Annotated in this window: 15 protein-coding genes and 1 tRNA gene; 5 read left to right on the forward strand and 11 right to left on the reverse strand. The window is 72.6% G+C overall.

Going from position 1 to position 17,418, the window contains the following annotated elements; all coding sequences use genetic code 11:
• Nucleotide 1 precedes the first annotated feature (1 nt).
• Nucleotides 2–532: a DinB family protein gene (locus KKZ08_RS14765; RefSeq protein ID WP_223774890.1), complete on the reverse strand. Its 531-nt coding sequence runs from the start codon at nucleotides 530–532 to the stop codon at nucleotides 2–4.
• Between the two features lie 317 nt (nucleotides 533–849).
• On the opposite strand from KKZ08_RS14765, the gene KKZ08_RS14770 reads away from it, so the two are divergent.
• The 3 genes from KKZ08_RS14770 to KKZ08_RS14780 all read left to right on the forward strand — a co-directional run bounded on the left by KKZ08_RS14770 (nucleotide 850) and on the right by KKZ08_RS14780 (nucleotide 2,493).
• Entirely contained in the window at nucleotides 850–1,674 is an 825-nt protein-coding gene (locus KKZ08_RS14770; RefSeq protein WP_223774891.1) for a helix-turn-helix domain-containing protein, read from the forward strand.
• 52 nt (nucleotides 1,675–1,726) lie between these two features.
• Complete coding sequence (locus KKZ08_RS14775) at nucleotides 1,727–2,314, forward strand: Uma2 family endonuclease (RefSeq protein WP_223774892.1); 588 nt, start codon at nucleotides 1,727–1,729, stop codon at nucleotides 2,312–2,314.
• A gap of 104 nt (nucleotides 2,315–2,418) precedes the next feature.
• Nucleotides 2,419–2,493: transfer RNA gene (locus tag KKZ08_RS14780), tRNA-Cys, on the forward strand.
• A gap of 9 nt (nucleotides 2,494–2,502) precedes the next feature.
• Here the strand turns inward: KKZ08_RS14780 and KKZ08_RS14785 are convergent.
• From KKZ08_RS14785 to KKZ08_RS14815, 7 genes are all read right to left on the reverse strand, one after another.
• Nucleotides 2,503–3,045: an AAA family ATPase gene (locus KKZ08_RS14785; RefSeq protein ID WP_223774893.1), complete on the reverse strand. Its 543-nt coding sequence runs from the start codon at nucleotides 3,043–3,045 to the stop codon at nucleotides 2,503–2,505.
• A 41-nt stretch (nucleotides 3,046–3,086) separates the two neighbouring features.
• Nucleotides 3,087–5,390 carry a molybdopterin cofactor-binding domain-containing protein gene (locus tag KKZ08_RS14790; protein ID WP_223774894.1) on the reverse strand — a complete coding sequence of 768 codons (2,304 nt, stop codon included), beginning with the start codon at nucleotides 5,388–5,390 and terminating at the stop codon, nucleotides 3,087–3,089.
• Nucleotides 5,387–7,390 (reverse strand): (2Fe-2S)-binding protein, encoded by a 2,004-nt coding sequence (locus KKZ08_RS14795; RefSeq protein ID WP_223774895.1) that lies wholly within the window; start codon nucleotides 7,388–7,390, stop codon nucleotides 5,387–5,389. Before KKZ08_RS14795 ends, KKZ08_RS14790 begins: the two co-directional genes overlap by 4 nt.
• Nucleotides 7,387–8,292, reverse strand: a complete 906-nt coding sequence (locus tag KKZ08_RS14800; protein ID WP_223774896.1) for an FAD binding domain-containing protein — start codon at nucleotides 8,290–8,292, stop codon at nucleotides 7,387–7,389. Before KKZ08_RS14800 ends, KKZ08_RS14795 begins: the two co-directional genes overlap by 4 nt.
• Nucleotides 8,293–8,573: 281 nt before the next feature.
• Complete coding sequence (locus KKZ08_RS14805; RefSeq protein ID WP_223774897.1) at nucleotides 8,574–10,274, reverse strand: beta-N-acetylhexosaminidase; 1,701 nt, start codon at nucleotides 10,272–10,274, stop codon at nucleotides 8,574–8,576.
• A gap of 102 nt (nucleotides 10,275–10,376) precedes the next feature.
• The gene (locus tag KKZ08_RS14810) at nucleotides 10,377–10,682 is read right to left on the reverse strand and encodes a DUF3039 domain-containing protein (RefSeq protein ID WP_055550135.1); all 306 of its coding nucleotides are present in this window, start codon (nucleotides 10,680–10,682) and stop codon (nucleotides 10,377–10,379) included.
• Between the two features lie 133 nt (nucleotides 10,683–10,815).
• The gene (locus tag KKZ08_RS14815; protein ID WP_223774898.1) at nucleotides 10,816–12,048 is read right to left on the reverse strand and encodes an MFS transporter; all 1,233 of its coding nucleotides are present in this window, start codon (nucleotides 12,046–12,048) and stop codon (nucleotides 10,816–10,818) included.
• 83 nt (nucleotides 12,049–12,131) lie between these two features.
• On the opposite strand from KKZ08_RS14815, the gene KKZ08_RS14820 reads away from it, so the two are divergent.
• Nucleotides 12,132–13,028, forward strand: a complete 897-nt coding sequence (locus KKZ08_RS14820; RefSeq protein WP_223774899.1) for a LysR family transcriptional regulator — start codon at nucleotides 12,132–12,134, stop codon at nucleotides 13,026–13,028.
• On the opposite strand, the gene KKZ08_RS14825 is transcribed toward KKZ08_RS14820, so the two are convergent.
• Nucleotides 13,001–13,600, reverse strand: a complete 600-nt coding sequence (locus KKZ08_RS14825) for a YqgE/AlgH family protein (RefSeq protein ID WP_223774900.1) — start codon at nucleotides 13,598–13,600, stop codon at nucleotides 13,001–13,003. The genes KKZ08_RS14820 and KKZ08_RS14825 overlap by 28 nt on opposite strands.
• A 253-nt stretch (nucleotides 13,601–13,853) precedes the next feature.
• Between KKZ08_RS14825 and murA the strand changes: the two genes are divergently transcribed.
• Complete coding sequence (gene murA, locus KKZ08_RS14830) at nucleotides 13,854–15,203, forward strand: UDP-N-acetylglucosamine 1-carboxyvinyltransferase (RefSeq protein WP_223774901.1); 1,350 nt, start codon at nucleotides 13,854–13,856, stop codon at nucleotides 15,201–15,203.
• A 74-nt stretch (nucleotides 15,204–15,277) separates the two neighbouring features.
• Here the strand turns inward: murA and KKZ08_RS14835 are convergent, their stop codons facing one another.
• A complete protein-coding gene (locus KKZ08_RS14835; RefSeq protein WP_016645140.1) occupies nucleotides 15,278–15,559 on the reverse strand; it encodes an HU family DNA-binding protein in 282 nt (93 codons plus the stop codon).
• A gap of 232 nt (nucleotides 15,560–15,791) precedes the next feature.
• Nucleotides 15,792–17,225: an NAD-dependent malic enzyme gene (locus KKZ08_RS14840; RefSeq protein ID WP_223774902.1), complete on the reverse strand. Its 1,434-nt coding sequence runs from the start codon at nucleotides 17,223–17,225 to the stop codon at nucleotides 15,792–15,794.
• Between the last annotated feature and the right edge of the window lie 193 nt (nucleotides 17,226–17,418).

Genomic DNA, 17,418 nt, shown 5'->3' on the forward strand with positions numbered 1-17,418 from the left:
GTCAGCCCATGCTGCGCGCCCCGTCCAGCGCCTCGCGGATGATGTCGGCGTGGCCCGCGTGCTGCGCGGTCTCGCCGATGATGTGCAGCAGCGTGCGGCGGGCCGACCAGCGTGTGCCGGGCTTGGTCCAGGGGGCCTCCGGCAGCGGGTAGGTCACGTCGAGGGAGGGCAGGCCGGCGACCATCTCGTCGGTGCGGCGGGCGGCTTCGGCGTAGGCGTCCAGCACGCCCGCCAGCGTCTCGCCGGGCAGCATGCGGAACTCGTCGGCCCGCCGCGCCCAGTCCGCCTCGGTCATGTCGGTCACCCCGACCAGCGCGGACGGGCCCTCCAGAATGAAGGCGCCCCACCTCTTCTCGACCGAGGTGACGTGCTTGATCAGCCCGCCCAGGCATAGCTCGCTCGCCGTGGTGCGCAGCCCGGCCTGCTCGTCGGTGAGGTCGCGGGTGGTGTACCGCAGCGCCTCCCGGTGCCCGTCCAACGCGTCCAGCAGATCGTGCATGGTCTCCGCCTTCCCTACGTACTGCTCCGCCATCAGGGAGGAACGCTACGAGCGAAGTAGGCCAATCTCAGACCTACTTGAGGTCATGCCGGATCGCGGACCCACGCGTCCCGGCTACCCCCGCCCCTAAAGACAAAGAACCAGGGAAAGAACCAACCCCACCCGTCCCCCACCGAATCCACTCACCTGACCGATCGCGCGCGCGATCAGTCGGACGGGTGATCGACACCAACTCCGCTGGTGATCAAGGGGTTTGGTCGGGCAAGGTCGGCGACAACAGCAAACGGCCCCCGCCGGGACGGCAATCCCAAGGCGAGGGCCTGATCACCCAGGAAGAACGGACCTTCCCGATGACTGCCCAGCAGCTTAACGCCCCCTCGCGCGCCCGGTCCCCCCGCTCCGGGCACTCCCACCGTTCCCGGAACGGAGTCGGCCACGTGAACGAACACCATCCGGACCAGTTCACCGTCGTGGGAAACCACCTGGCCCAGCACCCCGAGCTGACCCTGACGGCGATCGGCCTGGCCACGCACATCCAGTCCCTGCCCGAGGGCTCGCCGGTCAGCATCAAGGCCCTGGCGGCGAAGTTCCCGGAAGGCGAGACCCGCATCGCGGCAGCCCTGCGGGAGTTGGAGGCGCACGGCTATCTCGCCCGGATCAAGGAACGCACGCCGTCCGGCCGGATCGTCACCCGCACCCTCTCGTACAACAAGCCCCAGCCCCGCCCCGCCGCCGCCCCTCCTGCTCGCCGCGCTCCCGCGCCCGAACCCGAGGAGCCCGAACCAGCGACGTCACTCCCCGCACGGGCCCCGCGGCCGCACCCCGCAGCCGACTTACTGACGGGCCTGCGCGCCGACGACCCCCGGCTCCTCCTCACCGCACGCGACATCCACCGCCTCACCCCAGCCGTCACCGCCTGGCTGGAACGCGGCGTCGCCCCCGAAGCCGTACGCCACGTCCTCACCACGGCCCTGCCGGACGAGCCGATCCGCCACCCGGCGGCCTTCCTGACCCACCGCCTGACGGAACTCCTGCCACCACCCCTGCCCGCGGCGCGCGTCGGGCCGCCCCGCCCGGCACCACTCCAGAACTGCGACGGCTGCGACCACGCCTTCCGGTCACCGGAGCCGGGTCACTGCGCCGCGTGCCGCGCCCGGGAACGAGCAGCCGCCTAGCATGAAAGTCATGACTCCTGCTTCAGGCCACGAACGACAAGGAGCGAGCGACATGACCGTCGCCCCGAGCGACAAGGACGTGGCCGGCCACGCTTACCGGACCATGCGGGAGTTCGTGCGATCGATGGACGACACCCTTCCGGGCAAATTCGAGATCACCAAAGAAGGAATCGTCCACGACATGATGTCGCCGACCGGACCTCATGAGCTCACCGCGCTGCGCATCCGGAAACGCCTGGAGAAGGTCATGCCGGAAGAGCTGGTGGCGCACACCGGGACCCCCGACGTCGAAGCCCTGCCGGAAGGGATCATGCGGCACCCCGACGTCATGGTGATCGCCGAGGCCGACATGGAGATCCAGGGCGCGTTCGACCCACGGACGCTCATCGCGGCCGTCGAGGTCGTCTCCCGCTCCAACCCCGACAACGACTGGGTCGGCAAGATGCGGGACTACCCGCTCCTGGGCATCCCCACCTACGTGATCTTCGACCCCCGCACCGGCTCGGGCGCGGTCATGACCGACATCCACGCCACACCGGAAGGCCCCCGCTACGCGACCCGCAAGGACTTCGTCTACGGCGAGCCCGTCACGATCGCGGAGTGGACCATCCCCACGGACAACCTGCCGAGGTACACCTGAGCGCCCGTCATGAACGGCGCATGGCAGTCACATTGCGGACCCGGCCGTTCCCTTGAGCCCCCCGCCGGGCCCCGGCTACGTTCAAGGAGTCAGGTCAACGACTTGGCCGTGTGCCCGAGTGGCTGAGGGGCTGGACTGCAAATCCAGTAACGCGGGTTCGATTCCCGCCACGGCCTCCAGGGCGGGGCTCAGGCGACCCGCGCCTCATCCAGCCGCCCCAGCACCGCGTCCACCGTCTCCTCCACGCTCATCTCCGAGCTGTCCAGCCAGAGCCCGAGCCGCGGGGTCGTCTCGCGCAGGCCCGTGTCCAGGTCCTGGACCGTCCACGCGCCGTAGCCCGTCTTGCCGCGGCCGGCCTCGCGGGCGGCGACCACGTCGGGGCGTGGGGCGAGCACGATCACGTGGAGGGGGCGCGTGCGGACGAGGTCCACGTACGTCTTCAGCTGCTCGCCCAGGATGACGTCCTGGACGACCGCCGTGAAACCGGCACGCGCGTACGCGTCCGCCGTGGACGCCGACAGGCCGTACCGCAGGGCGAGTTGAGCCTCCGCCTCTCCGCCGGCTCCCGGTTCGTACTCCACGCCGCCCGAGACGATCATGCGGCGGTAGACGTCGCCCCGCACATGCGCTGCCTTCGGCAGCCGCTCGGCCAGCGCCTGCGCCACCGTGGACTTGCCGGACGCCATGATGCCGGTGATGACGATGACGCCGGTGGGGAGGGAGACAGTCATGCCGCTCATGGTGCCACCGGGGTCCGGCTCGCCACTATCGATTACTGCGCCACCGCCGCCTGCGGGCGGATCGGGAGGCGGTTGACCGGGCGGCCCGTCGCCGCGCGTACCGCCGAGGCGATCGCCGCCGGGGAGGTGACCACCGGGACCGCGCTGGCCGCCTTCGCGCCGAAGGGGGCGACGACGTCCCGCTCCTCCACCAGCTTCACGATGCGGATGTCGGGGGTGTCCAGGGATGTGGGCAGCGCGTACCCGGTGAGGTCGGGGTGGCGGACCAGGCCGCGCGGGGTGCGGAGGTTCTCCGTGAGCGCCGCGCCCACGCCCTGCGTGACGCCCGCCTCGATGCGGGTCCTCAGCTGGGCCGGATTCAGGATGCGGCCCACGTCCTGGGCTACGGCCAGCTCGACGACCCGTACGGAACCGAGCTCGATGTCCACGTCGACCACCGCGCGGATCGCGCAGAACGCCATGCCCACGAAGGCATCGCCCTGCCCGGCCTCGTCCAGCGGCTCGGTGGGGTGCGGGCGGCACTGGGCGGTGGCCCACAGTTCCTTGCCGTCCAGCGCCTCGGTGACCGTCGTGGACAGTACGCCGTCGTACGAAGTGATCTTGCCGTCCGTGATCTGGAGCAGCTCGGTGGACATGCCGAACTTGTGGGCCAGCGGCTGGAGCAGCTGGGTCCTGACCATCTTCGCCGCGCGCTCCACCGCGCCGCCCGACACCCAGGTGTGGCGGCCGCGGCAGCTCGGGCCCGCCGGGGGCTGGTCCGTGTCGACGGGGGCCACGCGCACATCCTCGATGCCCAGCGTCTCCTGGACGATCTGGCGGGCCAGCGTCGCGAAGCCCTGGCCGGTCTCGACGGCCGCGCAGATCACCGTCGCGACGCCGTCGTGGACCTTCACCGTGGCCGTGGAGACCTCGTCCGCGCCTTCCGCGCCGAGGAGCTGGACCATGCCGAGGCCGTAGCCGACACCGCGCCGCACGGCGGCCGGTTCGCCCGCGCCCTCGGGGCCGCCCGGCAGCAGCCACTCGTCCACGGGGGTGTCCTTGGGCAGCTCGGGGAGGGGGAAGTCCCGCACCGCGGCGAGGAGTTCGGCCACGGGGGCCGGGCACGTCACCGTCTGGCCGGTGGGCATGATGTCGCCGGTCGCCATGGCGTTGCGCAGCCGCAGCTCGGCCGGGTCGACGCCCAGCTTCTTGGCGATCTTGTCCATCTGGGCCTCGTACGCGGCACACACCTGCATGGCGCCCTCGCCCCGGACGTGTCCGGACGGCGGGTTGTTCGTACGGACCGCCCAGCCCTCGATGAAGGCGTTCGGTACGACGTAGGGGCCGCAGGCGAAGGAGACGGCCGCGGCCAGGGCCTCCGCCGACGTGTCCGCGTACGCGCCCGCGTCCAGCAGGATCTGTGCCTCCACCTTCACCAGGCGGCCCTCGGCGTCCGCGTGGTGGCGGTAGCGCAGCAGGGTGGGGTGGCGGTGGGCGTGGCCGAGGAAGGACTCCTCGCGGGTCGCGGTGAGCTTGACGGGGCAGCCGGTGCGCAGCGCGAGCAGGCCGAGCGGCAGCTGGAAGCTCGCGTCCTCGCGGTCGGCGGTGGCGCCCGGGACGCCCGTGACGACAACCTTGACCTGGTCGGCGGGGAGGCCGTAGCAGGCGGCGGCGCGGTCGCGGTCGGCGTGCGGGTCGGTGGAGGCGACGTACAGCTCCACTCCCCCGTCGGGGCGCGGCACCGCGAGGCCCGCCTCCGCGCCGATCGGCGCCGGGTCCTGGCGGCCGATGCGGTACAGCCCCTCGACGACGAGCTCGCCGACCGCCTCCGGGTCGCCGTGCCGCAGCGGGATGTGGCGGATCAAGTTGCCGTCGGGGTGCAGCGGTTCGGCCTCGAAGGCCTTCTCCGGGTCGGTGACCGGCTCAAGCACCTCGTACTCGACGATGACGGCGGCGGCCGCCATGCGCGCGGTGTCGGGGTGGTCGGCGGCCACGGCGGCGATCGGCTCGCCGTGGTGGCGTACGACGTCGGAGGCGAAGACCGGCCGGTCCGGCGTCCGGCGGCCGTGCAGCGCGTCGCCGGGCACGTCCTCGTGGGTGATGACGCTGTGCACGCCCGGCATCTCCAGGGCGTGGCTGGTGTCGACGGAGACGATGCGCGCGTGCGCGTACGGGGAGCGCAGCACCGCCGCCCACAGCAGGCCCTCGGCCCACAGGTCGGCGGCGTAGGGGAAGGTGCCCTCCGTCTTGGCGCGGCACTCCGCCGACGGCAGGGACGCGCCGATGCCGTGCGGCAGCGGCTCGCCGCCCGGCGCGGTGTCGGCGGGTGCGGCCGCGGTGCCGGTGTCCTCGCTCACGCCTGGCCTCCGTCCTCGTACGCGGTCTGGTGGACGCCACCGGCGCCCGGTGGTGCCTGATGCGGGATGCGGGCCTCTTCGGCCCGCTCGTCCTGCGCGGCGGCCGTGTCGGCGGCGGCGGACGCCTGCCGCTCGGCGACCACCTCGCGCACGGCGTCGAGCACGCCCCGGTAGCCCGAGCAGCGGCACAGATTGCCGCACAGCGCGCGGCGGGTCTCCAGCTCGCTGGGGGCGGGGTTGCCCTCCAGGAGGTCGTGCACGGTCATGGCCATGCCCGGCACGCAGAAGCCGCACTGCACGGCGCCGCACGCGGCGAGCGCACGCTGCACGTCGGAGGGCTGCCCGTCGGTGGCCAGGCCCTCGACGGTGCGGATCTCGCTGCCCGCGGTGGTGGCGGCGGGCACCAGGCAGGAGGCGACGAGGCGGCCGTCCACCTGGACGTTGCACGCCCCGCACTCACCTTGCGAGCAGCCGTCCTTGGCGCCCGCGAGGCCGAGCCGCTCCCGCAGGACGTAGAGCAGGGACTCACCGATCCAGGCGTCCGTGACGGGGCGGTCGGTGCCGTTCACGCGCAGGACGTAGGAGCCGAGGGGGTGGTCGTCGTGGAGGGGGTTGGGCGCGATGACGGGGGCGTCGTCGGTCGCCTCTGCCGTCTCGGTCGCGTCTGCCGCCCCTGCCGTCTCGGTCGTCTCTGCCGTCGCCTTCTCCGCCGCCTGCGTCTCACCGGACTCGACGGGCTCACCGGACTCGTCGGGCTCGGCGGCCGTGTCGAGCGCCTCGTCCGTCGTGTCGGGCAGGGCCGGCGCGTCCGGCCCGTCCGCGGGCTCCACGGCAGCTTCGGGCGCCGCTTCCGGCACCGCTTCGGCGTCGGTCTCCGGGGCGGCCTCGGCCACGTCGACCTGCTCGGCGGCCTCGAACTCGTCCGTCGGCTCCGAGGACTCCAGGACCTCCGCGATCTCGGCGGCCTCCGCGGCCTCCTGGGCGGCCTCGACGGCGTCCTGCGCGGCTTCGACGGCCTCCGCCGCGTGAGCGGCCTGCGCGGCCTGCGCCGCCCGCGCCGCCTCGGCCCCCGACTGCCCGGCGGGCGGCACGCTGACCGCCCGCAGCAGCGTCGTCTGCTCGAACCGGCTCTCCTGCGGCTCCTGCCGAGGTGCCTCGGCGTGGGCCTGCTCCCTGGCTTCCTGGAACTCCGGCGCTTCCTGGAGCTGGTGCGCGGCCTCCTGGGGCTGTGCGCCCCAGGGCGCACCGGTCCCCGCGCCCGTCGCCCACGGCGCGGGCGCGCCGCCCGGCAGGGTCGCGGGCGGCATGCCGCTTCCGGCCCAGGCGTCGTGCTGCGTCCGCGCGGGGTAGGCCAACTCGCCGGCCTGCGAGGACGCCGTGTACTCGCCCGACTCGTCCGGCAGATCACCGCCGGCGACGGGAATCGACCACTGCCCGGTGATGTCGGAGGAGGGCGCGGCGACGCCCTGCCCGTACTGCTGCCCGTAGCCCTGACTGTGGTCCTGGCCGTGGTCCTGACCGTGCGCGTGGCCCTGGTCGTACCCGGGCTCGTACTCCTGCTGCTCGTAGCCCTGAGCCTGCTGCTCGTACTCCTGCCCGTACGCCTGCCGCTCCGCCGCGTCGCCGTCGGTGAAGCTCCACTGTCCGGTCGCCCGGGGGTCGTAGCCGTGGTGCTGGTCCTGCTGGTGGGGCTGCTGTTCGGCGTGGGGCCGCTGCGCCGTGCCCGCGTCGGGCCAGCCCACCGTCTGGTGCCCGCCGCCCGCCGCGCCCGTCACCTCGGGCGGCATGACCCAGGTGCCGGTCGCCGCCGGGTCGGTGGCGTCCGACGTGGTCGGGGTGACCGTTATCTGCGGCGGCACATAGCCGTGGCCCGGCGCGGCGAGCGGGGTGTCGAGCATGCCCTCGGGGAGCTGCACGAACGCCGTGGCGTCCGAGTCGTACTCGCCCTGCGGATGCGGCTGCCAGCCGCCGCCGTTGTGGGTGTTCCGGTCGTCGCTCACGACAGCGCCCTCCCCAGTGCTCGTCGGGCCAGCGCGGCGACGGTGCGCCGCAGGTGCAGTACGGCGGGCGTCAACGGCTGTTCGGTGCCGTCGGCCGCCGGGGGCTGGTCGGGGATGCAGGCGGCGGCGACGTACTCGCCGAAGGCGGTGACCGCCTCCGGCACGAGGCTGCCGCGCCCGCCGTCCCAGTCGATCAGGGAGGCGACCCACTGCTCGGCCTCCAGGGGCCGCAGCGGCATGGGCGCGATGGCGCCGACCGCGCAGCGCACACCGCGCCGGGCGGGGTCGAGGACCAGCGCGACGGACGCGGTGGCCCGGCCGGGGCCGGTGCGCCCGGTGGCCTTGAGGAAGACCTGGGGGGCGTGCAGCAACGGCACGCGCACGAAGCCGATGAGCTCGCCGGGGCGGAGCATCTCCATGCCCGCGAGCAGGTGCGAGACGGGGACCTCGCGGCGGGCGCCGCCGGGTCCCGCGATGATCAGGACGGCTTCGAGGGCGGCGAGGACGGGCAGCGCGTCGCCGGTGGGCGCGGCCGAGGCGATGTTGCCGCCGAGGGTGCCCGCGTTGCGGATCTGGGGCGGTCCCGCGGCGCGCGCGGCGGCGGCCAGGGCGGGGATCAGCGCGGCGAAGTCGGGGCGGCCCATGCGGGCGTGGGTGAGGCCGGCGCCGAGCAGGGCGTGGCCGTCCTGGTACTGCCAGCCGCGGATCTCGCTGATGCGGCCGAGGCCGACGAGGGCGGCGGGGCGCAGCTGTCCGGAGTTGACGGAGGTCATCAGGTCCGTGCCGCCGGCGACGGGCACGGCGGCGGGCATGGCGGCGAGTGCCGCCACGGCCTCGTCGAGCGTGGCGGGCAGCTTCACCGACCGCGGTGTCTGTGCCGCCTGCGGTGCGTGCGTGGTCAAAACCGGCTGCCCCTTCCCGATGCCCGGCCGCGTACTTCACCTACGTCGCGTACGTGAAGTGCTCGCCGTTCGCGACGTGTCACCGTTACGCCTGTTCCGCCGTACGGTACGTGCTCACAACCCGGACGTGGCAACTCTGGCACATCTTCGCCGGGGGCCGACGCGGGGGTCCGCTAGGAGGCATTCGTCCCCAGACCAGGGGGATATGCCGTTTTCGCACTGCTTCCGGCGGCCCGCGTTCGGGGCAACGGGCCGCCGGTTCCGCGCACCCGGACGGGCCCTCACACGTTCGGGGGCGGCCCCTCGATCGGGCGGCCGAGGTCGCTGTTGGTCAGTCCTTCGGGGGCCGGCCGCCGCTGCCGGGGCAGAGGGCCGCCCGGCGGGCGGTAGTCGACCCCCAGGGCGTCAAGTCGCGCGTAGTGGGCCTCCATGCGGCGGCCGAAGTCCGCGAAGTCCCGTTCGGCGGGGGCCGGCAGGCGGCGCCAGGCCACCTCGCAGAAGGCGGCGAGGCGCGGGAACACCTGGTAGTCGACGCGGTCCTGGTTCTCCATCACCTCGGTCCAGACGTTGGCCTGGGTGCCGATGACGTGCGCGGCCTCCTCCTCCGTCAGCTCCGCGGGGACGGGTTCGAAGCGGTAGACGTCTTCGAGCGTGCGGACGAATCCGATGGGCATCGGCTCGTCGGGGCCGCCGTCCTGCCGGTGGTCCAAGTAGACCTGCTGTTCGGGGCACATGATGACGTCGTGGCCCGACTTGGCCGCGGCGATGCCGCCCCGGTAACCGCGCCAGGAGGAGACGGTGGCGCCTTCGGCGAGGCCGCCCTCCAGGATCTCGTCCCAGCCGATGAGCCGCCGCCCGCGCTCGGTGAGCCAGGTGTCGAAGTGCCGGATGAACCAGCTCTGGAGCCCGTCCTCGCCATCGACCCCGAGCTCCTTGATGCGGGCCTGCGCGGCGGGCGACGCCTTCCACTGGTCCCTGGGGCACTCGTCGCCGCCGACGTGGACGAAGGTGGACGGGAAGAGGTCGAGGATCTCCTCGAAGACACCTTCGTAGAAACGGAGTACGTCCTCGGTGGGCGCGAGGACGTTCTTGCTGACGCCCCAGGTGTCCCAGACTGTGAGCGCCCCGGTGTCGACGACGTCCGTGTTGCCGAGATGCGGGTAGGCGCTGATGGCGGCCTGCGAGTGGCCCGGGATGTCGATCTCGGGGACGACGGTGATGTGCAGGGAGTCGGCGTACGCGACGATCTCGCGGATGTCGTCCTGCGTGTAGAAGCCGCCGTGCGGGCGCTCCTCCCACAGCGGCGAGTTGCGGTGACCCCACTTGGAGCGCGCCCGCCACGAACCGGTCTCCGTCAGCTTGGGGTGGCGCTTGATCTCCACGCGCCAGCCCTGGTCGTCGGTGAGGTGGAAGTGGAAGACGTTGAGCTTGTGGGCGGCGAGCAGGTCGAGGTAGCGCAGGACGCCGTCCTTCGGCATGAAGTGCCGTGCCACGTCGAGCATCATGCCGCGCCAGCCGAAGCGGGGCGCGTCCTCGATGACGCACGCGGGCAGGGAGTGCCGTGCGCCGGGCCGCAGTCGCGCGCGCCGGAAGGCGTCGGGGCCGAAGAGCTGGCGGAGGGTCTGGGCGCCCCAGAAGACGCCCGAGGCCGCGCCGCCGCGGATCTCGACGCGGGCCTCGTCGATGGTGAGCCGGTACGCCTCCGGCTCCAGGGCGGCGTCCACCAGCAGGGAGACGGAGCCACCCGCTCCCTCGGCGCCGGGGGTGAGCGGGAGCCCGAGCGCGGCGCCGAGCGTGGCGCGGAGCCAGCGTTCGGTGGACTCGGTGCCGGGGCCTGCCCACAGGGTGGTGGCGGGGCCGGCGGCGAAGGAGGAACCAGGCACGGCCTCGGCGCGTGCGGGCGCCGGGATGAGTTCAGCGAGCGGCGCGAAGCGCCTTCCATGAGGGCGGTGGTGGGCGACGGGTGGGCGCTCAAGGGTCATGCCGCGCAAGGCTGTCACGCGATTGCGGAACGCAAAAGGGGCGTTGCGGTACACGCAACGCCCCCTGAGCGAAGGGGTCTCACCAAGGACCGGAAGGGGTGACTACTTCTTGCCGCCCTTGCCGTCCTTGCCGCCCTTGTCCTTGTCGCCGCCTGCGCCCATGGACTCGTAGATCTCCTTGCACATGGGACAGACGGGGTACTTCTTCGGGTCGCGGCCGGGGACCCACACCTTGCCGCAGAGCGCGACGACGGGCGTGCCGTCGAGCGCGCTCGCCATGATCTTGTCCTTCTGGACGTAGTGCGCGTAGCGCTCGTGGTCGCCGTCACCGTGCGACACCTGCGGCGTCGGCTCTACGAGGGTCCCCGTACCTGCCCCGCGCTCGGGCTCGGGCTCAAGAGTGCTCATAAGGGCCAAGGGTACTCACGCGCGCGGCGTCCCGGCAGCGGCCGGACCGCGAGCGCCCCGGAAGGGGCGCGGGGAACCGCGCGCCAAGCCCCCACCACCCGCAGACAACGAACGAGACCGCACCACGCCCCCCTCAGGGGCGCGAGGAACTGCGCGACAAGCCCCCACCGGCCCGCACGCCGCAGGAGTCGCCCCCGCCCGCCCGGCCCCGCGCAGCGGACAGGTGCAGGGCGAGCCCCGCCAGAGCCACCCCGGCCGCCGCCCACGGCAAGGCGCGGGGAGCGAGACCCACCGAAAGGGCGAGGCCCGCCAAGGCGGAGCCGACCGCGCTGCCCAGGTAGAGGGCGGAGTTGTTGAGCGCGAGGGCCACCGTGCCGCGCTCGGCGCGCAGGGCGAGCAGGCGGTGCTGCTGCGGGACCTGGAAGGCCCAGCCCGCGGCTCCCCAGACGACGAGCGCGGGGAAGGCGGCGGCGCCGAGGAGCGGCAGGGCGCCCATCGCGACGACCAGGGCGGAGATGATCCCCGTCACCAGGGCCGTCACCCGGCCGGTGCGGTCCACCAGCGGCCCGGCGAGCACACTGCCGAGCACACCGCCGATGCCCCACGCCCACAGGTACGGCGCCACCTGGCTCTCGCCGACGCCGCCCGAGGAGTCGAGCACCGGCGCGAGGTAGGTGTAGAGGCCGAGGCTGGCCACCGCGCCCAGGAAGGAGACGCTCACGACGGGCAGCACCGTGCGGTCGGTGAGCGCCCCGAGCCTGGCCCGCATCGGGACCGGCGGCTCGGCGGGCACCTCCGGCAGCCCCACCGCGAGACCCACGAGCGCGACCGTGCCCAGCCCCGTCACCAGCCACATCGTGGCCCGCCAGGACGTGTGGTCGGCGAGCAGCACACCCAGCGGGACGCCGAGGACCGTGCCCGAACTCATCCCGCCCATCACCAGCGCGAGCGCCCGCCCGCGCCGCTCCGGCCCCCCCAGCGAGGCGGCGGCCGCCGTGGACAGCGCCGAGTACACCCCGGCGCCGACCCCCGCCACCGCGCGCGCCGCGAGCAGCGCCCCGAGGCCGGGCGCCAGCGCGGTGAGGCCGTTGCCGAGGGTGAAGACGGCGAGCGCGGCGAGGATCAGCACCCGGGGCCGTACGCCGGACAGCAGCCCGGCCACGAGCGGCGCGCTGACCGCGTACGCGAGGGTGAAGACGGTGACCATCTGCCCCGCGAGCGACACGGTCGTCCCCAGATCCCCGGCGACGACCGGCAGCAGCCCCGCCATCACATAGGCGTCGAGCCCCAGCGTGAAGGCCCCCACCATCAGCAACCACACCTTGCGCACGCCGTTCAGCTCCCTCGTGTCCCTCGTGTCCCTCACCGGTCCTGCCGGGCGAGGGAAACGTAGGCACCCTCCGCATCCCGGGGGAAATGCCTCACGGCGGGTATTTATGCTGGGGCGGCATGAATGACGTACGGCTCCAGGAAACTCTGGACGGCATCGAGCTGCGGCACCTGCGCGCCTTCCTCGCCGTCGCCGACGAGCTGAGCTTCACGCACGCCGCCGACCGGCTCCGCGTCGGGCAGCCCGCGCTGACCCGGGCCGTGCGGGCCCTGGAGGAGAGCCTCGGGGCGCGGCTCCTCGACCGGACCACACGGCGGGTGGCGCTCACCGGGGCCGGACAGCGGCTGCGGGACGACCTCGCGCCGCTGCTGCGCCGGCTGGAGGGCACCCTGCGCACCGCCGCCGGGGCCGAGCCGCCCGTCCTGCGCCTCGGTTTCACCTCCCTGCTGCCCGAGGCCTGCGCGGCCCTCGTCGCCGCCTTCAAGGAAGCCACCGGCGCGGGCGTGCGGCTGGTGCGCGGCGACGCCCCCCTCGCGGGCCTGCTGACGGGCGCCTGTGACATCGCGGTCGTCCGGGGCGAGCTGCCGCCCGGCGGCGCGGTGCGCTCGCGCCTGCTGCTGCACGAGCCGCGCGTCGCCGTCCTCTCCCGCGACGCGGCCGAACTCGCGGGCCGCCGCGTCGTCGACTGGACGGAACTCGCCGGCCTGCCGCTGGTCGTCAACACGGTCACCGGCACGACGGGGCCCGAGCTGTGGCCCGAGGGCCGCCGCCCCCGGCTCGCCTGCACCGCACACAACTTCGACGAATGGCTGGAGGCGGTCGCCGCGGGCCACGGTGTGGGCATCGCCCCGGAACCGGTGGCCCGCAGGCACTCCCACCCGGCGCTGCGCTACGTACGCCTGAAGAACGCGCCGCCCGTCGCCGTGCGCCTCGTGGTCCCGGCCAGGGACGCGCACCCGCTCGCCGAGCGGTATCTGGAGGGCGCCGGTCAGTTCAGCGACGGATCGTCCGGGTAGGTCGCCACCATCGCCAGCTCACTGCGCTGGCGTCTGAGCACCGCGCGCCACAGCCGCTCCGGGTCCGGCGAGGAGACGTCACCCGGTTCGGACTCGACCACGTACCAGGCGCCGTCCTCCAGCTCCTTCTCCAGCTGGCCGGGGCCCCACCCGGAGTAGCCCGCGAAGATCCGCAGGCTGCCGAGGGCCGGGGAGAGCAGCTCCGGCGGGGCCTCCAGGTCGACGAGGCCGATCGCGCCGTGCACCCGGCGGAAGCCCACGGGATCCACGCGGCCCGTGCGGTAGCGCAGGCCGAGCGGCGTGCCCTCCTCGCCGGGGATCACCGCGACGCCGAGCGCCGAGTCCAGCGAGACGGGGCCGCCCTGGAAGACGACGCCCGGCGCGCCGGCCAGGTCGCCCCAGCCCTCCAGGATGTCGGCGACGTCCACGGGGGTGGGACGGTTCAGGACCACGCCGAGCGAGCCCTCCTCGTCGTGGTCGAGGAGCAGCACCACCGCACGGTCGAAATTGGGGTCCGCCAGGGCCGGCGTGGCCACGAGCAGCCGCCCTGTGAGCGAGGACACCTCGGTCATGGACCACATGATCCCGCATCTTCGCGGTGCGCGGGGAGGTAATGGCCGTACGTGAGCCGGTGCAGTTCAGGGCGCATGAGAGCGACCGGAGCGCACGGCGGGGGGCGGTGACCCGGAGTGTCCGGTTCCGTACGGTTCGTGTTGTGGCGAACTCATGACCTGTTTTGCGTGCCCTTGGCCTTACGGAAGGGGGGTACACGGCCATTACGCTTGCCCCTTGTTCCCCCGTCCATCCAATCGGAACGCGAGATTCATGACCGTCACCGGCATTGACGATGTACTGCTTGTCCACGGCGGAACCCCGCTGGAGGGCGAGATCCGTGTCCGCGGCGCGAAGAACCTCGTGCCCAAGGCCATGGTTGCCGCGCTGCTCGGCAGCGCTCCGAGCCGGCTGCGCAATGTCCCGGACATTCGCGACGTGCGTGTCGTACGCGGCCTGCTCCAGCTGCACGGCGTGACGGTCCGCCCCGGCGAGGAGCCGGGCGAGCTCATCCTGGACCCGTCGCACGTCGAGAGCGCCAACGTCGCCGACATCGACGCCCACGCCGGCTCGTCGCGGATTCCGATCCTCTTCTGCGGTCCGCTCCTGCACCGCCTCGGGCACGCCTTCATCCCCGGCCTCGGCGGCTGTGACATCGGCGGCCGGCCGATCGACTTCCACTTCGAGGTGCTCCGCCAGTTCGGCGCCACCATCGAGAAGCGCGAGGGCGGCCAGTACCTGGAGGCCCCGCAGCGGCTGCGCGGCACCAAGATCCGCCTGCCGTACCCGTCCGTGGGCGCCACCGAGCAGGTCCTGCTCACCGCCGTCCTCGCGGAGGGTGTGACCGAGCTCTCCAACGCCGCGGTCGAGCCGGAGATCGAGGACCTGATCTGCGTCCTGCAGAAAATGGGCGCGATCATCGCCATGGACACCGACCGGACCATACGGATCACCGGTGTCGACAGCCTCGGCGGCTACAACCACCACGCCCTCTCGGACCGCCTGGAGGCCGCCTCCTGGGCTTCCGCGGCCCTGGCGACCGAAGGCAACGTCTACGTCCGCGGCGCCCAGCAGCGCTCGATGATGACGTTCCTGAACACCTACCGGAAGGTGGGCGGTGCCTTCGAGATCGACGACGAGGGCATCCGCTTCTGGCACCCGGGCGGCTCGCTCAACGCGATCGCCCTGGAGACGGACGTGCACCCCGGCTTCCAGACCGACTGGCAGCAGCCGCTCGTCGTCGCCCTGACGCAGGCCGCGGGCCTGTCCATCGTCCACGAGACGGTCTACGAGTCGCGGCTCGGCTTCACCTCCGCGCTCAACCAGATGGGCGCGCACATCCAGCTCTACCGCGAGTGCCTCGGCGGCTCCGACTGCCGCTTCGGCCAGCGCAACTTCCTGCACTCCGCGGTCGTGAGCGGCCCCACGAAGCTCCAGGGCGCCGATCTGGTCATCCCCGACCTGCGCGGCGGCTTCTCGTACCTGATCGCCGCTCTCGCGGCCCAGGGCACCTCCCGCGTCCACGGCATCGACCTGATCAACCGCGGCTACGAGAACTTCATGGACAAGCTCCAGGAGCTCGGCGCGAAGGTCGAGCTGCCGAACGGCAGGACGGCGCTGTAACGGCCCTCAGCGCGTCAGCGCATGGGAAAGGGGCGGTCACCCGGTGGGTGACCGCCCCTTTCAGCTGCTCAGGGTTACTTCCCCTTGGCCGCTTCCTTCAGCTTGGAACCAGCCGAAACCTTGACGCTGTAACCGGCCGGGATGTTGATCGGCTCGCCGGTCTGCGGGTTACGGGCGGTGCGAGCGGCACGGTGGGTGCGCTCGAAGGTCAGGAAGCCGGGGATGGTGACCTTCTCGTCGCCCTTGGCAACGATCTCGCCGACGGTCTCGGCGAACGCGGCCAGCACGGCGTCGGCGTCCTTGCGGGTCACCTCGGCGCGGTCGGCCAGCGCGGCCACCAGCTCACTGCGGTTCATGTTTGTACTCCCGTGTTCTTTTGCCGTTGAGGCGTGATCGAAGCCGATGCTGCCAGGGTCCTCGGACAGTCCCCGGACCCGGGTCTTACGTCAGACCCTCGCGCCCGATTACGCATCCTGCCCCCACCTGCGGCGGGAAAGCCAATCCGGCACCCTCCGAAGGGCCGCAGAGCCCATGGTCCGCCACCCTAAAGGGGCGTTTGCGGCCCCACAGCCCGCGACGCGCCGAGGGTCAGGCGGACGTGGGACCCGTCACAGTGGTCCCCGCGGCCTTGGCGGCGGTGCGCACGGCACCGGCCACGGCACCCGCGACCTTGTCGTTGAAGACGCTCGGAATGATGTAGTTCCGGTTCAGCTCGTCCTCGGCGACGACGTCGGCGAGGGCGCCCGCGGCGGCCAGCATCATCTCCGTGTTGACCGTACGCGACTGGGCGTCGAGCAGGCCGCGGAAGACGCCGGGGAAGACCAGGACGTTGTTGATCTGGTTCGGGAAGTCCGAGCGGCCGGTGGCCACGACCTCCGCCGTCTGGCGGGCGATCGCGGGGTCGACCTCGGGGTCCGGGTTCGCGAGCGCGAACACGATGGCGCCGTCGGCCATGGCCGCGACGTCGTCGCCGTTCAGCACGTTCGGGGCCGAGACGCCGATGAACACGTCGGCGCCGACCACGGCCTCCTTGAGCGTGCCCGTGAGGCCCTCGGGGTTGGTGTTGTCGGCGATCCAGCGCAGCGGCGAGTCGACGTCGTGGGAGACCAGGTCCTCGCGGTCGGCGTGCACGACGCCGTGGATGTCGGCCACCACGGCGTTCTTGACGCCCGCGGCGAGCAGCAGCTTGAGGATGGCCGTGCCGGCCGCGCCGGCGCCGGACATGACCACGCGCACGTCGCCGATTCCCTTGCCCACTACACGCAGCGCGTTGGTGAGGGCGGCGAGGACGACGATCGCGGTGCCGTGCTGGTCGTCGTGGAAGACGGGGATGTCGAGGGCCTCACGCAGCCGGGCCTCGATCTCGAAGCAGCGGGGCGCGGAGATGTCCTCCAGGTTGATGCCCGCGAAGCCGGGGGCGATCGCCTTGACGATCTCGACGATGGCGTCGGTGTCCTGGGTGTCCAGGCACAGCGGCCAGGCGTCGATGCCGGCGAAGCGCTTGAAGAGGGCCGCCTTGCCCTCCATGACCGGCAGCGCGGCCTTCGGGCCGATGTTGCCGAGGCCGAGGACGGCCGATCCGTCCGTTACGACCGCAACGGAGTTGCGCTTGATGGTCAGGCGGCGCGCGTCCTCGGGGTTCTCGGCGATCGCCATGCAGACCCGGGCGACACCCGGGGTGTAGATCATGGAGAGGTCGTCACGGTTCCTGATGGGGTGCTTGGACGCCATCTCGATCTTGCCGCCGAGGTGCATCAGGAACGTACGGTCGGAGACCTTGCCGAGGGTCACGCCCTCGATGGTGCGCAGCTGCTCGACGATCTCGTCGGCGTGCGTGGTGGAGGACGCCGCGATCGTCACGTCGATCCGCAGCATCTCGTGGCCGGAGGCCGTGACGTCGAGGCCGGTGACCGAGCCCCCGGATGACTCGACGGCCGTGGTGAGCTGGGAGACCGCGGTTCCGCTCGCGGGCACCTCCAGCCGGACCGTCATCGAGTAGGAGACGCTGGGCGCCGTTGCCATGGCCGACTTCCTCTGCTTTCACCTTGTAGCTCTTGCCGTCCGATGGTCGCACCTACCGCCGGGTACGTGGTAGCCGCCCCGGATTGAGAACGTTTTGTTCACCGGCCGGTGCATCGCGCCGTGGTGCGCTTTCGGAAACTTGTTTCCACCATACGAGAAGTTGAGGGAAACAGAAAGAGGCCCACGTCACTTG

Origin of the sequence: Streptomyces sp. 135 (genome assembly GCF_020026305.1) — a bacterium.
GTDB lineage: Bacteria > Actinomycetota > Actinomycetes > Streptomycetales > Streptomycetaceae > Streptomyces.